This window comes from Mailhella massiliensis, assembly GCF_020741395.1.
Classification (GTDB): Bacteria; Desulfobacterota; Desulfovibrionia; order Desulfovibrionales; family Desulfovibrionaceae; genus Mailhella; species Mailhella massiliensis_A.
In genome coordinates this window covers 1-13,487 of sequence record NZ_DYZA01000062.1, presented here as the reverse complement: position 1 = coordinate 13,487, position 13,487 = coordinate 1, and the positions used below count along the sequence as shown (strand labels likewise).

The 13,487-nt window shown below is 60.4% G+C and carries 13 protein-coding genes; 5 read left to right on the top strand and 8 right to left on the bottom strand.

Annotation, left to right across the window (positions count from 1 at the left end; translation table 11 throughout):
- Positions 1-144: 144 nt before the first annotated feature.
- Positions 145-1,611, bottom strand: a complete 1,467-nt coding sequence (gene rlmD, locus K8W16_RS03360) for a 23S rRNA (uracil(1939)-C(5))-methyltransferase RlmD (protein ID WP_304121152.1) — start codon at positions 1,609-1,611, stop codon at positions 145-147.
- A 386-nt stretch (positions 1,612-1,997) separates the two neighbouring features.
- On the opposite strand from rlmD, the gene K8W16_RS03355 reads away from it, so the two are divergent.
- Complete coding sequence (locus K8W16_RS03355; protein ID WP_304121149.1) at positions 1,998-2,132, top strand: hypothetical protein; 135 nt, start codon at positions 1,998-2,000, stop codon at positions 2,130-2,132.
- A gap of 161 nt (positions 2,133-2,293) precedes the next feature.
- Here K8W16_RS03355 and K8W16_RS03350 read toward each other — a convergent pair whose 3' ends face one another.
- From K8W16_RS03350 to K8W16_RS03320, 7 genes are all read right to left on the bottom strand, one after another.
- The gene (locus K8W16_RS03350; protein ID WP_304121148.1) at positions 2,294-2,689 is read right to left on the bottom strand and encodes a hypothetical protein; all 396 of its coding nucleotides are present in this window, start codon (positions 2,687-2,689) and stop codon (positions 2,294-2,296) included.
- 256 nt (positions 2,690-2,945) lie between these two features.
- Positions 2,946-4,691: an NADH-dependent [FeFe] hydrogenase, group A6 gene (locus tag K8W16_RS03345; RefSeq protein ID WP_304121147.1), complete on the bottom strand. Its 1,746-nt coding sequence runs from the start codon at positions 4,689-4,691 to the stop codon at positions 2,946-2,948.
- Between the two features lie 26 nt (positions 4,692-4,717).
- Complete coding sequence (gene nuoF, locus K8W16_RS03340) at positions 4,718-6,604, bottom strand: NADH-quinone oxidoreductase subunit NuoF (RefSeq protein ID WP_304121146.1); 1,887 nt, start codon at positions 6,602-6,604, stop codon at positions 4,718-4,720.
- A gap of 13 nt (positions 6,605-6,617) precedes the next feature.
- Positions 6,618-7,103 carry an NADH-quinone oxidoreductase subunit NuoE gene (nuoE, locus tag K8W16_RS03335; protein ID WP_304121145.1) on the bottom strand — a complete coding sequence of 162 codons (486 nt, stop codon included), beginning with the start codon at positions 7,101-7,103 and terminating at the stop codon, positions 6,618-6,620.
- 202 nt (positions 7,104-7,305) lie between these two features.
- Positions 7,306-8,283 (bottom strand): tripartite tricarboxylate transporter substrate binding protein, encoded by a 978-nt coding sequence (locus K8W16_RS03330; RefSeq protein ID WP_304121144.1) that lies wholly within the window; start codon positions 8,281-8,283, stop codon positions 7,306-7,308.
- A 181-nt stretch (positions 8,284-8,464) separates the two neighbouring features.
- Complete coding sequence (locus K8W16_RS03325; RefSeq protein WP_304121142.1) at positions 8,465-9,847, bottom strand: tripartite tricarboxylate transporter permease; 1,383 nt, start codon at positions 9,845-9,847, stop codon at positions 8,465-8,467.
- Position 9,848: 1 nt separating this feature from the next.
- Positions 9,849-10,295 (bottom strand): tripartite tricarboxylate transporter TctB family protein, encoded by a 447-nt coding sequence (locus K8W16_RS03320; RefSeq protein ID WP_304121140.1) that lies wholly within the window; start codon positions 10,293-10,295, stop codon positions 9,849-9,851.
- Between the two features lie 166 nt (positions 10,296-10,461).
- Here K8W16_RS03320 and infA point away from each other — a divergent pair, with 166 nt between their 5' ends.
- From infA to K8W16_RS03300, 4 genes are all read left to right on the top strand, one after another.
- Positions 10,462-10,680 carry a translation initiation factor IF-1 gene (infA, locus tag K8W16_RS03315; RefSeq protein WP_077071795.1) on the top strand — a complete coding sequence of 73 codons (219 nt, stop codon included), beginning with the start codon at positions 10,462-10,464 and terminating at the stop codon, positions 10,678-10,680.
- Between the two features lies 1 nt (position 10,681).
- Positions 10,682-11,065 (top strand): DUF4911 domain-containing protein, encoded by a 384-nt coding sequence (locus K8W16_RS03310; RefSeq protein ID WP_369694454.1) that lies wholly within the window; start codon positions 10,682-10,684, stop codon positions 11,063-11,065.
- Positions 11,062-11,625: a LemA family protein gene (locus K8W16_RS03305; RefSeq protein WP_304121136.1), complete on the top strand. Its 564-nt coding sequence runs from the start codon at positions 11,062-11,064 to the stop codon at positions 11,623-11,625. The genes K8W16_RS03310 and K8W16_RS03305 overlap by 4 nt, the downstream gene beginning before the upstream one ends.
- A 143-nt stretch (positions 11,626-11,768) precedes the next feature.
- A partial coding sequence (locus tag K8W16_RS03300; RefSeq protein WP_304121134.1) for a DUF2207 domain-containing protein occupies positions 11,769-13,487 on the top strand: 1,719 nt, incomplete at its 3' end.

Here is a 13,487-nt window from a genome sequence, read left to right as displayed (position 1 = left end):
TGCGGTCTATGGCCTGCACCTGGCCGATGATTTTTTTCAGCCTCCGGTGCAGGTTTTCAGAGTCCATACATTTTTTCATAACCTGTTCCTTTTAAGATGAATAAGGCATTCGCGGCCTTTTTCCGGCGTGCCCCGGCCGGAGCGTCACAACAGGGATTTTACTTCCAAGGCGGCCACAGTCTCCACATGGGGCGTCTGAGGGAAAATGTCCACGGGCTGCACGGCGCGGAGATGATAGGCGGGAGCGAGCAGGGCAAGGTCGCGCGCGAGTGTGGCCGGGTTGCAGGAAACAAGGATCACGCGCGGCGGTCGGTGCCTGAGTATGGCTTGCACCGTTCTTTCGTCCATGCCCGCGCGCGGCGGGTCGGTGACGAGAAGGTCGGGTATCCCCATACGGGAAAAGCGGCGTTCAAGGGTTGCGGCGTCGCCAGCTTCAAAGCGGAATGTCGTTTCCCCTCCGGCGATCCGGGCGTTCTCCCGGGCCAGCTCCACAGCCTGAGCCACGGCTTCCAGACCGAAGATATGCTGAAAATGCGGGGCCATGGTCAGGGCGAGCCCTCCTGCTCCGCAGTAAATGTCCCAGCAGCTTTCGCCCCACAAGCGGTCTTCTTCGGCAGAGAACAAAGCAGAGGCGAGTTTTGCCGCGCTGTTGTAAAGCAGCTCCGCCGCACGGCTGTTCACCTGAAAGAAGGAATTGTGATCGAGCCGGAAGGCCACCTCCCTGCCCTGAAGGTGGAGCGTCTCCGAAAGCTGTGCCTCGCCCAGGGTGAAGGCGGTTTCCTCTCCGTAGGCTACATCACTTTCGTTTCTGCGTATGCTGTGTACGAAGCCCGTCACACCGTGGGGACAGGCTAGAAGTTCCTGGCCGAGCTTTCGCAGAGTCGAATTTTCCTGAGGCGAGGGCAGAGTAATGAGCTCCACCAGGCAGCCCCCAGCCAGGGGCTCGCGTATGACGGCAAAGCGCAGAATGTCGTTCTGCCTTACGGAGCGGCTGAAGGAGCCGTGGCGGGGCCTTCGGCCTCCACGCTGCGAGGAGGCTGCATGCAGGCGGTATTTATCACACAGCTCGCGCAGGGCCTGGAGTACGGCCATGGCGCGCCTGCTCTGAAGAAGGCAGCCTGTCACTTCCGTAACGCTGTGCGAAGAGCGTTCCCTCAGGCCGAGCAGGGTTTTTCCTTCCCGGCTTTCGGCAAAGGCAAATTCCATTTTGTTCCTGTAGGTCCATTGCGCTTCTTCCCCGCAGGAAAGCACGGGCATGATGATCTCTTCCGGCAGGGCAAGACGGCCTATGCGTTGCAGGGAGTCCTGTACAATGCGCCGTTTCCACTCAAGCTGAAGGGGATAGGCCAGGCTTTGCCACGGGCATCCGCCGCAGTTTGCAGCATGAACACAGGGGGCCGGGCGTTCTTCCCTCGCTCTTTGCAGGATTTCCTCTACTTCCGCTTCGGCCATACGTTTTTTTACGGCGGTGAGCCGGGCCGCGACTTTCTGCCCGGGAAGGCCGCCCCGGACAAAGACGGTCATGCCTTCCACGCTGCGTCCCACGGCCCTGCCGTCGGAAGAAAGCCCGGCAAGTTCCAGCTCCAGTGTATCGCCCGTATGATATTCCATGGTGTTCTCCCGTTGTGATCGGATCATCATAGCAGGGCGGGGCGGGAAAGGCAAAAGAGACCCATCAGACTTCCCCGACCGGAGCAGAACCGATGAACCATACAGACATGGCGCGCCCGGAGCAAAGATCAGTACGGGGTATCGCCCGCCCGGGGGGTTCCTGAAAAGAAGAGACTGAGCTTACAGGGCAAGGTCTGGCCGTCTCTTTCCGAGTGCGGTCGGAGAGAAACTGTGAAAAAGAGGACGTTGTTAAGACCGCCTTGCATTGGTGGACGGAGCGGCTTTCTTCAGGACTCCGCCTTGACTTTTTGCCTTTGTTAGGGGAGAATGAATGCTGATCCCGGCATCTCCGCCGGAGGGCAGTCCAGACTTTCGAGGAGCACAGTATGGGAGAACTCATTACCAGCGCCCTGCATTCCACCCCTCAGGGCTTTGTGGGCGTAGGCTGCATCTTCATTTATTTTGCGGTCATGATTGCCGCCATCATCTATCGCGTCAAGCGCGGCGAACACGTCCACTGATGTTTTCCGCCTGATGAAAAAGGAGCCTTCTTCTTCCGGTGAGAAGGCTCCTTTTTCATGGCAATCAAAGGGTGGTTCCTCTGGCGGGAGGAGCCTCTGCGCCGCAAAGAAAAACGGGACGCAATGCCTGCCCCGTGCTTCCTTGCAGGGGGGAGACAGGCTTATTGCGGCGTGCAGGGATGTGTGCGCAGCGCGAAGCGCGCCGTGCCGTCGGCCAGGATCTTGTCGAATTCTTCCATGTTGTTTTCCGCTACGTCGCGCAGGGCCAGCAGCAGGGGAATGGCCGTCCCCAGCCAGAACTTACCGGAAATCATGCCGGAAGAGCTCCCCCCATGGGCATAGGATTCCACGAAGGGACGGGCGGTATTGGTCAGTTCCTCGCCGGTTTTTTCCCGGAAAAGGCGGTGTATGTCCATGACCAGTTCATGGGCGCTGTAGGGGAAGGGCGTTTCGGCAAAGGCCTTCTTCATATCTTCCCAGAGAAAAGGGTCTCCTCTCAGCCCCCAGTGCGGCGGCTGAACCAGGAACATTTCGGAAAGAAAGCGCTGTTCGGGCATAAATCCTCCATACATTGGCGATAGCCGGCGTTCATATTGGCCGCAACCGATGGAAAAGTCAAAGAGAGCGATCCGTCGGCCTTGAAATGGCGCAGAGGGCGGAATCTGTATATGGGGCCTGAAAGTGCGCTGCGCAAGAGGGAGAGGCTGTTTTTTGCGGAAAAGGTCCGGTACCTGTCGTATTAGGGCGGAGAGCCCTGAAGAAAACGCACCCCGTCCGGTAACCGGGCGGGGCGCGTCGCGTCAGGGGGTGCGCTTACTTGCTTTTGCAGGAGCGGTACTGCTGATAATAGCGGGTATGCAGCAGTTCATGCGCCTTATGGCTGTTGGGTTCGCCGAGGAATTCCTCGTACAGGGCCTTGATTTCGGGGTTGTCGTGGCTTCTGCGCACGGGGAGGTTGCGGTCGTCCCGATACAGGGCTTCGATGCGCAGGCGCGGGGTGTCGGCCTCAAGACTGATGGGCTGGCCGCCGCCGTTGATGCAGCCGCCGGGGCAGGCCATGATCTCAATGAAGTTCCAGCCGCGCGGGTTGCCTTCGCGGATCATTTCGCAGACCTTGCGGGCGTTGGCCAGACCGTGGGCTATGGCTACCTTGAGCTTCAGGATGCCCTTGAAGTCCACTTCTGCTTCACGGATGCCTTCCATGCCGCGTACGGCCTCCAGTTCCACAGGCTCCATTTCTTCGCCTGTGATGACCTTGTAGGCAGTGCGCACGGCCGCTTCCATCACGCCGCCGGTAGCGCCGAAGATGGTACCCGCGCCGGAGCCGAGGCCCATGATGGGGTCGAAGTCCTCTTCAGGCAGGGCGAAGAAGTTGATGTTGGCTTCCTTGATCATCTGCGCCAGTTCCGTGGTGGTGAGCACTATGTCGGTGTCGGCGTAGCCGCTGGCCGAAAGTTCGCGCCTCCGGGCCTCGAACTTCTTGGCTGTGCAAGGCATGATGGACACGGAAACGATCTTGGAAGGATCTATGCCCTGCTTCTGGGCGTAGTAGGTCTTGAGCATAGCCCCGAACATGGACTGCGGGCTTTTGGCCGTGGAGAGATGGGGAAGAAGTTCGGGGTAGTAGAGTTCAATGAAGTTGATCCAGCCGGGGGAGCAGCTCGTGATCATGGGAAGCCGCCCGCTGTTTTTTACACGGTTGATGAGTTCGTGCCCTTCCTCCAGGATGGTGAGGTCGGCCGACCAGTTGGTGTCGAATACCTTGTCGAAGCCTATGCGGCGCAGGGCGCTGACCATCTGGCCGGTGGCAATGTCCCCGGGCTTGCCGCCGAAGGGCTCGCTGATCGCTACGCGCACGGAGGGAGCCGTCTGCACCATGACGATTTTTTCAGGGTCGCGCAGGGCCTGCCATGCGCGGCTGATATCGCTTTTAATAGTAATGGCCCCGGTAGGGCAGACCTTGCGGCACTGGCCGCAGAAGGTGCACGATACTTCGCCGAGGCCCAGGTTGAAGGCCGGAGTCACGCGGGCGTTCAGGCCGCGATAGGCGAAGGAGTAGATGCTGACGCCCTGCACTTCGGCGCACATGCGCACGCAGCGGCCGCAGAGAATGCACTTGGCCGGTTCACGCACAATGCAGGGGTTGCTTTCATCCTTTTCCACCATCTGATGGTTGTAGTCGTAGCGCACGCGGCGTATGCCCAGATTGTTGGCCACGGTCTGCAGTTCGCAGTTGCCGGAGCGGGCGCAGGAAAGGCAGTCCTTGGGATGGTTGGCGAGCAGAAGTTCCACGATGTTCTCGCGCACTTCCAGCACTTCAGGATCGTTGGTGAACACTTCCATGCCCTCGCTCACCTTGGTGATGCACGCGGGCATGAAAGCGCGGGCTTTTGTCACTTTGCATACGCACACGCGGCACGCGCCGTCCGGGCGCAGCAGCGGATGATGGCAGAGCGTGGGGATATTGATGCCGACAAGCTTCGCCGCTTCCAGAATGGTGGAGCCTGCGGGCGCGGCCACTTTCTGGCCGTCTATCGTCAGATTAACGGTATCGCTCATGATGATTCTCCTCCAGGAAGCCGGGCTTAAACGCGGATGATGGCGCCGTGCTTGCACTTGTCCATGCAGGTGCCGCACTTGATGCACTTGTTGGGATTGATCAGGTGGGGTTCGCGCACCTTCCCGGTAATGGCGTTTACGGGGCAGTTGCGCGCGCAGAGTGTGCAGCCCTTGCACTTCTCAGGATTAATCTTGTATTGCAGCAGGTTGGTGCAGGTGCCGGCGGGACACTTCTTGTCGTGGATGTGTGCCTCGTATTCCGACCGGAAAAAGCGCAGGGTGGAGAGAACGGGGTTGGGGGCCGTCTGCCCCAGGGCGCAGAGCGAAGCGGTGCGCATGGTGTGGGCCAGCCTTTCCAGTTCCTCAATGTCTCCGTCCCGGCCGTTGCCGTTGCAGATGCGTTCCAGGATCTCCAGCATGCGCTTGCTGCCCTCACGGCAGGGTGTGCACTTGCCGCAGCTTTCGGCCTGCGTGAAGGAGAGGAAGAAGCGGGCGAGGTCCACCATGCAGGTGTCTTCGTCCACCACGACAAGGCCGCCGGACCCCATCATGGCGCCCGCGGCTGTGAGGGAATCATAGTCTACGGGGTTGTCGAGCATGGAGGCGGGCAGGCATGCGCCGGAAGGGCCGCCTATCTGCACGGCCTTGAAGGCCTTGTCGTCCTTGATGCCGGCGCAGATATCGAAAATGATGTGGCGCATGGAAACGCCCATGGGCACTTCCACAAGGCCGGTGTTGCGTACCTTGCCGGTGACGGCGAAGATCTTGGTGCCGGAGGATTTTTCCGTGCCGTCTTGGCGGAAGGCTTCCGCGCCGTTCATGATGATGCGGGGGATGTTGGCAAAAGTTTCCACGTTGTTGAGCACCGTGGGCTTTTCCCACAGGCCCTGCTTGGCGGGGAAGGGCGGACGAACGCGGGGCATGCCTCTCTTGCCTTCGATGGAGCGCATGAGGGCGGTTTCTTCGCCGCAGACGAAGGCGCCTGCGCCCTGCTTGATCTTCAGGTGGAAGTTGAAGCCGGACCCCAGGATGTTGTCGCCGATGAGGCCCAGGGCTTCGGCTTCGGCAAGGGCTATGCCGAGGCGCTTGATTGCCAGAGGATATTCGGCGCGCACATACACATAGCCCAGGCTCGCGCCCGTGGCCCATGCGCCGATGAGCATGCCCTCGATAACGGCGTTGGGGTCGCCTTCAAGGACGGAACGATCCATGAACGCGCCGGGGTCGCCTTCGTCGGCGTTGCAGAGCATGTATTTGGGCTCGGCCTGCTCCGAGGCCATGAACTTCCACTTGAGTCCTGTGGGGAAGCCCGCGCCGCCGCGCCCGCGCAGGCCGGACTTGTACACTTCTTCCAGCGTGGCTTCACGGCCCATGGCTATGGCCTTGGCGATGCCCTGATAGCCGCCGTTTGCGATGTATTCAAAAATATTTTCCGGGTCGATACGGCCGCAGTTGTGCAGCACCATGCGCTTCTGCAGGCTGTAGAAGAGCATGTCGCGGTAGCTGTGGCGCGGAGTCTTGCCGGTACGGCCCTGATAATGCAGGCGATCCACCGTCTTGCCTTCAATGACGGTGGTCTTGATCAGCTCGTCGGCGTCTTCGGGATGCACGCGGACATAGAAAATGCCGCCGGGGTAGAAGATGACCAGTGGGCCGAGTTCGCAGAAACCGTGACAGCCGGTGACCACGATGCTTACGCGTTCATGAAGGCCGTTGTCGTCAATGGCCTTCTGCAGGGCGTCTCGCACGTTCAGGCTGCCTGACGAGGAGCAGCCGGTACCGCCACAGATGAGAATCTGGTATTTTTCTTCTTTTTCCCCGCGGGCGTAGTGGCGCAGATCCAGGAGAGGACGGGCTTCTTCCTGCAGCTTGGCGAGATCTTCCATGGAGTTGAGACGTTTGAGTTCAAGCATATCGTCCTCTCTTTTAGGCCAGGTAGCTGTCGAGGATACCGGGAATGTCGTCGGGGGTCAGGCGGCCGTGGGTATTGTCGTTGACCATCATGACTGGGGCAAGGCCGCAGGCGCCGAGGCAGGCCACGGTTTCCAGCGTGAAGTTGAGGTCCTTGGTGGTTTCGCCGGGCTTGATATCGAGGTGATGGCTGATCGCCTCTAAAATGGCGGAACCGCCGCGTACATGGCAGGCCGTTCCTTGGCATACGCGGACGATGTTCTTTCCACGGGGGTTGAGGTGGAACTGGGCGTAGAAGGTGACCACGCCGAACACCTCCGCAACGGGGATGCGAAGTTCGGAAGCGATGCATTCAAGCACTTCCTGCGGCAGGTAGCCGTAGACCTCCTGAGCCTTCTGCAGAACAGGGATAAGCGCCCCCTTGGGGTTCTGTCTGTAGGGGTTCAGAATGTCCATGAGTGGAGCAAGGTCAATGGGGTTGGCCGTGCAGTTGCAAGACATGTGGGTATCCTCCTGGTACGATCCTGGATCTGGCGTGTCTTCCCAACAACGCCAGGGCTGTGCGAATGTTCCCTTCGCAGGGAGCTCCCGAAGCGTGAAAAAACATCGCCGGGCATGGGCCGGGCGAGATGCGTTTTCCCGCTTTTTTGCTGTCCCGCCTCCGGCAGGACCGGCGCGTCCCTTCGGGAAAGGGGCGGACGGATTATTCGGCAAGGCCCGCAGCTTTGAGTGCTGCTTCTTCCTCCTTCCATGCTTCAATAAGGAAAGCTTTCGCCTCCCGCCGGTTCTTCAGGACGGGGGCGACGGAAAAGTGTTCCAGTTCCTTCAGAAAAGCCTCGCTTCGGGCGGCTTTCTCAAAGGCAGGGGAGAGACGGTTCAGCATTTTTTCCGGTACGTTTTTCGGGGCCAGCAGAAAGAAGGAGGCGTCGCCCCGGCCCGGATCGGCGAATCCCCCGTCGGACAGGGAAGGCGTCTGCGGCAGCGCGTCTGGACCTGTGCCGGCAAGAATCATAAGAGGGAAAAGCTGCCCTTGCCGTATACGGGGCAGGGCACCGCTCGCCGCAGCGTCCACATGACCTCCCAGAAGGGCCGCTTCGGCTTCTCCCGGGCCGCCGAAAGGAATGAAGCGCCACGAGAGCGTTTTGTCCTTTGCGGCTATCATGGCCAGAGCAGTGTGGGAAGGCGTTCCCAGGCCGGGAACCCCGATGCGCATTTTTCCACCGTTTTTTCTCGTGGCCTCAAGGAAGGATGCCATGTCCTTCCAAGGGGCGTCGGGCCGTGTGACCAGCACGGGAGAAGCCTGTCCGAAAACCAGAAGAGGCTCCACGTCGCGCAGGGGATCATAGGGCACAAGGTTCCTGTGAGGGAGGAAAAGGAGGGCGTTTCCCGCACAGGCAGCCAGATGCAGACCGTCCGCCTCGGATTCGGCAAGCTGCGCCACAGCCGTCATGCCTGCTCCGCCCGGCGTGTTCTGCACGATAATGTCAAGGCCGAGCTCCTTTTCGGCTTCACGGGCCAGGGCGCGGGTCGCGCTGTCAAGCGCTCCGCCCGGGCTGAAGGCAACGACAAGCCGTATGCTTTCCTTTCCGGCAACAGCCTGCGGCGCAAGCGTCACGACAGGCAGAGCACAGAAAAGAAGCCATGTCGTGATACGGAAAACGTGTGATATATGCCATTTCATGATGAGTATCTCTACAAGGAAAAAGGAAATGAGCAAGCATAAAAAAATTTTTCACATAAATGATTCTGAAATGTTGGCATAACATAGCATATTTATGGGTTTTTTACAAGATACTGTTCATTGAGCGTTCAATCGGTTTCAAGACTGAAAGCCGGAATTGTGGCATATTGCCGCGAAAAAACTACCAATAGGAAAGCAGAGTCTGGACGAGGTGGGTTTCCAGTCGGGGGCCGAGCACAAAGGCCAGCACCAGCGGCGCGGGCGAACAACCCAGGCGCTTGAGAAAGACGGCAAGCAGCCCGAAGGCGAGGCATTGTATGGGGCCGGAAATACTGTCTGCCCCCACATACGATCCGGTGAGGCAGAGCAGAAGAATGACGGGCCAGAGCAGGCGGAACGGCAGGCGGGAGAGGCGCGCCCAGAAGTCGGCAAGTCCCAGGCCCAGGGCGAGCAGCAGGACATTGCCGATGAGCAGGCAGAGTATGAAGCCCCAGTAGAAAGCAGGCTGTTCTTCCGGCAGGGAGGGGCCGGGCACTACGCCCATGACGGTGAGTGCGCCGAGCATGGCCGCCATAATGGGGTTGGTGGGGAGGCCCAGCAGAAGTAACGGAGCGAAAGAAGCCATGGCTGCGGCGTTGTTGGAGGCTTCCGGCCCGACAAGCCCTTCCCATGCGCCTTTGCCGAAGTCTTCCGGGCGGCGGCTCAGGCGCTTTTCCAGCGCATGGGAGGCAAAGCTCGCCGTCACACCCGCTCCGCACGGCACAAGGCCCGTAAGAAAACCGATGAGGCAGCCGCGCAGGGCCGCCATGGAGGAGGAGAGGCATCGCAGCTGCGGGACTTCCGAAGCATTTTTTTCCATCTTGTCCCGCTCCGGCAGAAGAAGCGCATCCAGAAGGTCGCCCAGGCCGAAGAGACCGAGCAGCAGGGAGGTGAGCTCCACACCTTCGGAAAGCCGCCAGGATCCGAAAGTGAGGCGCGAGGTTCCGTAGACGGGATCCAGCCCCGGCAGGGCGAGGAAAAGACCGAGAAAGACCATGCACAAGCCCCGCCTTGCACCGCCGGGGCTGGTGAATGCTACAAGGGCGAGGGCTCCGATCATGACGGCGGCGCGCTCGGAAGGGCCGAAGAAAAGTGCGGCCCGTGCGAGGACGGGCGCAAGCAGCGCCATACCCAGGCAGGCGAGGGTACCGCCCGCGAAGGAAGCGAGGGTGGCCAGTGTCAGGGCCTGCTTCGCTTTTCCGGCCAGAGCCAGGGGACGGCCCTCGAACAGCGTGGCCACGGCGTCCGCTTCCCCGGGGATGCCCATGAGAATGGAGGTGACGGCGCCTCCGTACTTGGCCCCGTAGAAAATGCCCGCAAGCAGGGATATGCCGGGCAGGGGGTCGAGCGTGTACGCCAGCGGGAAGAGCAGGGCCATGGCGGCGGGCGGGCCGAAGCCCGGCAATACGCCCACGGTCATGCCCAGAAAAACGCCGGCGGCCACCATAAACCACAGCGTGGGAGAGGCAGGGAGCGCGGCCCATGCGGAGGAAAGGAAGGAAGGGGCTGTGGCAAGGGTATCCATGTCAGTCTCCGACGATCACGGCCCACAGGAAGCCTTCCGGCAGGGACCATTGCAGAAGGTGAACCATACCGGCCTGAAGGAGGAGGCAGAGCAGGGTGGGGATAAGCAGGCTTTCCTTCAGGGATGAACCTGCGCCTTTCAGGGCGAAGAAACCGGCAAGAAACGTGGCCGCCATCCACCCTGCGGGAAGAAGCAGGAGTATCCAGAGAAGGGCAGAGAAGATGAGTCCGAGGGCGGGACGCAGGCTTCCGCGTGGAGTTTTCTTGTGGGATGCGGGCCAAAGCAAAGCGCAGAAAATAAGCCCCATCCCCGTGATGCGGCTCCACAGGCCCGGCCCGGGCAGCCCGCCGGAAAGAGCGGGAGGAGAAAGGAGAAGCGCGCAGGTTCCTGCAAGAACGAGGAGAATGCGCGGAATATGGCGAAGCGGAAGAGGGGTGAGTGGATTCATGGCGTGGCGCGGGGGAGGGAGGTCGGAAAGGGCGATGAGGGAAAGAAGAGTATAAAGGAGAAGAAAAAGATGGGCAACGGCGGCAAAGGCGGCTTCGGAGGCGAGTTTTCCTTGACAGCGGAGGCATATTCGGGGAAAGTGTCCCGATAGTTTTTTTGGAGGAACCATGCCTAAAGAAGACGCCATAGAAGTGGACGGCATCGTGGAAGAAGCCCTTCCCAATGCCATGTTCCGCGTGAAGCTGGAAAACGGCCACGAAGTGCTTTCCCATATTTCCGGGAAGATGCGCAAGTTCTATATCCGCATCCTGCCCGGCGACCGCGTGAAGGTTGAGCTTTCGCCCTACGATCTTACCCGCGGCCGTATTACCTACCGCATGAAGTAGGATGTCCGCTTTCGCCTCCCCCGTGCCGGAGGGAAAGCACCCCGAGCGGGACTTTCGCCCGGGCGGTGCAAGGCGAAAGCCTGTCCGGCTTCCTGCCGCCGGCGCTTCGCAGATGCTTCTGATCCGTATCGCTCCGGGTGATACGGGTCTTTTTCGTTATCTTCTGGAGGGCGGAGGCGGGCATCTTGCCATGCTCACCGTGCTCGATCCGAAAAAAGCCCTTTTCAAGCTGCTTTTTTCTCCCCATCAGCGGGAGGAGCTTTTCACTCTTCTGGAGAGCATGGGGAAAACCGTACCTTTTGACGTGTCAGACTGGCCGGTTCCGATGGAGCGGGCAACTTATGCGCACTCGTCGTCGCCGGCGCAGAAGGAGTGTCTCTCATGATCATCGCGGGTGTTGTCGCCGTTGCTGCGCTGGCCCTGGTGCTTGCGCTTATTCTTCTTCATAACGCCATGGTGCGGGGCCGCAATCTGGCCGAGGAGGCGTGGAGCGGCATCAACGTACAGCTTCGGCGCAGGCACGACCTTGTTCCCCTTCTGGTGAGCACGGTTCAGGGCTATGCTGCTCATGAAAAAGAGGTGTTCCTCGCCGTGGCCCGCGCGCGGGAAGCGGGCATGAAGGTTTCCGGCGGCAGCGCTCATGACGTGGGCGAGGCGGAAAAGGGTCTTTCCCTTGCTCTCGGACGCCTGCTTGCCGTGGCGGAAGCCTGTCCCGAACTCAAGGCCAGCGAGAATTTTCTGGAGCTTCAGCGCAGCCTTGCCGGGCTGGAAGACGATATTCAAATGGCCCGCCGCTATTATAACGGCACGGTGCGTGAGCAGAACAACCGTATCATGCAGTTTCCCGGGAATCTTGTGGCCGCAAGGTTCGGTTTTCATCCCATGGAATATTTCGAGCCTGACGGCGGAGATGAGGTATTGCCCCAAGGCTATGTCGCCCCTTAGCCCGCACTTCGAGTGAAAGGCTTGTGTTCCGCCTGCGGGTGCAGGCGGACGGAGCATTGCCCGGGAAGGAAGCGCCGTTTTTTTCCTTTTTGCTGCCGGGCACAGCCTGCCTCGGAAAATATGGGGGTGGGGGGAGGTGCAGGATGAAGCGCTATGTCGTAACCCTTTTTCTCTGCCTGCTCATGGCGGCCGAGTGCTTTGCTGCGCCTGTGCGGGTACGGGAGTTTAACGCCCTTGTGGACGTGGCCGGAAACGGCGATATTGTGGTAAGTGAAACCCTGCGAGTGGAGATTCCCGTACAGGGTGAGTTTCACGGCATTTTCCGGGATATTCCCGTGGTCACGCGCTGGAGAGAGCAGGGGCGTGCTTCCATGGACGTGCTCGCGGTGCGCCTGGACGGACAGAAACTCGCCAAGGACGATGTTCGCCGGGAGGCGCGGATTGTGCGGGTGTATCAGCGAGACAGGACGAAGGTGCTTGAGCCGGGCGTGCACGAGTTCTTTCTCTCCTACCGCATGACGGGGCAGGTGGGGCTTTTTGGAGAAAACGACGAGCTCACCTGGAACGTCACGGGAAGCGGCTGGGAAGCACCCGTTGACGAGGCCTCCTGCACGGTGCTGGGCCCTCCGGGCGCACCGTTTTTCGCACAGTCGGCCTGGCTGGGAAAGGCCGGGAGCAGGCAGTCTCCCGTGGCCATGACGCATGAGGTGGCGGACGGGCGTCTTGTCATGCGTTTTGAAGCGCTGCGTCCCGTGCGCCCCGGCGAGGAATTTACGGTGGCGGCGGGCTGGGAAAAAGGCTTTGTCGTTCTGGAAAGGGCGTCCGGCGCGGAGCAGGGGACGGTCTTGTTTGCGCTGCTGGATACGGCAATTTTTCTCTATTTTTTTCTTGTCTGGTTCTTTATCGGTCGTGATCCGAAAAAGGGCGTCATTGTGCCCCGCTTTCATCCGCCGCGCATCCGCCGTGCTCAGGGGGGTGACGGCAAGGAACCGGAAAGCGTTCTGTCGCCTGCGGCCGCGGGATTTCTGTTCTCCAAGGGGCAGGTGACGCCCGGCTGCTTCGGAGCCGCGCTCATTTCTCTGGCAGGACGCGGCTGCTGCCTCATCGAGGGTAACGCCAAGGAGGGTTTTTTCCTGAAAAGGGGGGCGGGATCCTCTCCCCATGCCGAGGAAAACGGTATTCTGGAGTTTCTCGGCGACGGCTTTGCCGTGGACAGGGAGCACGGCGAGACGCTGTATGCCATGCGCCGGAACATGACGAAACAGCTTCGGCAGGATTACGGATCCTTGTGGAAGGGGGCCGGGGAAGGAATTCTGACGGGACTGTTCGGCTCGGCGTGGATGTTCCTCGGCATGGCGGCCATGCTGATCGGACTTGCGGCCGTTACCGGCTACGTCACGGGAGGCGTCATGCCCGAAGGGTTCATGGGCGTTCTTGTACCGCTGCTTTTTCTGTTTTTCCTCTTCCGGCGCATGCCCCGCGCCTCCATGGCGCTTTTTCGTTCGGGCAGGCGCGCGCCCTTCGTATTTTCGCTTTTCTTCCAGGCCTGCGCACTCGCCTTTATGGGCTTTTTCATCATTACCGTCAGCCGGGATACGCTGGACTTCTTCAGTCCTGCGGAAAGAGGGCTCGCCGCCCTTGCGCTGCTGATACCGCTGTTTTTTTCCTCCATCATGGATGCGCCGACAAAAGAGGCTCGCGCCCTTCTGGATGAGATAGAAGGACTGGCACTCTATATGCGCATGGCGGAAGGCCCGACGCTGAATGAGCTCAATCCTCCAGAACACACGCTCCGACATTACCGCGAGCTTCTGCCCTACGCCGTGGCCCTCGGGCTCGAGCAGGCATGGGGCGCTCGTTTT

What these genes read in the sequence shown, in the direction of transcription:
- rlmD (WP_304121152.1), bottom strand. Translation starts at nt 1,611, where the DNA reads ATGGAATATCATACGGGCGATACACTGGAGCTGGAACTTGCCGGGCTT.
- K8W16_RS03355 (WP_304121149.1), top strand. Translation starts at nt 1,998, where the DNA reads ATGGGAGAACTCATTACCAGCGCCCTGCATTCCACCCCTCAGGGCTTT.
- K8W16_RS03350 (WP_304121148.1), bottom strand. Translation starts at nt 2,689, where the DNA reads ATGCCCGAACAGCGCTTTCTTTCCGAAATGTTCCTGGTTCAGCCGCCG.
- K8W16_RS03345 (WP_304121147.1), bottom strand. Translation starts at nt 4,691, where the DNA reads ATGAGCGATACCGTTAATCTGACGATAGACGGCCAGAAAGTGGCCGCG.
- nuoF (WP_304121146.1), bottom strand. Translation starts at nt 6,604, where the DNA reads ATGCTTGAACTCAAACGTCTCAACTCCATGGAAGATCTCGCCAAGCTG.
- nuoE (WP_304121145.1), bottom strand. Translation starts at nt 7,103, where the DNA reads ATGTCTTGCAACTGCACGGCCAACCCCATTGACCTTGCTCCACTCATG.
- K8W16_RS03330 (WP_304121144.1), bottom strand. Translation starts at nt 8,283, where the DNA reads ATGAAATGGCATATATCACACGTTTTCCGTATCACGACATGGCTTCTT.
- K8W16_RS03325 (WP_304121142.1), bottom strand. Translation starts at nt 9,847, where the DNA reads ATGGATACCCTTGCCACAGCCCCTTCCTTCCTTTCCTCCGCATGGGCC.
- K8W16_RS03320 (WP_304121140.1), bottom strand. Translation starts at nt 10,295, where the DNA reads ATGAATCCACTCACCCCTCTTCCGCTTCGCCATATTCCGCGCATTCTC.
- infA (WP_077071795.1), top strand. Translation starts at nt 10,462, where the DNA reads ATGCCTAAAGAAGACGCCATAGAAGTGGACGGCATCGTGGAAGAAGCC.
- K8W16_RS03310 (WP_369694454.1), top strand. Translation starts at nt 10,682, where the DNA reads ATGTCCGCTTTCGCCTCCCCCGTGCCGGAGGGAAAGCACCCCGAGCGG.
- K8W16_RS03305 (WP_304121136.1), top strand. Translation starts at nt 11,062, where the DNA reads ATGATCATCGCGGGTGTTGTCGCCGTTGCTGCGCTGGCCCTGGTGCTT.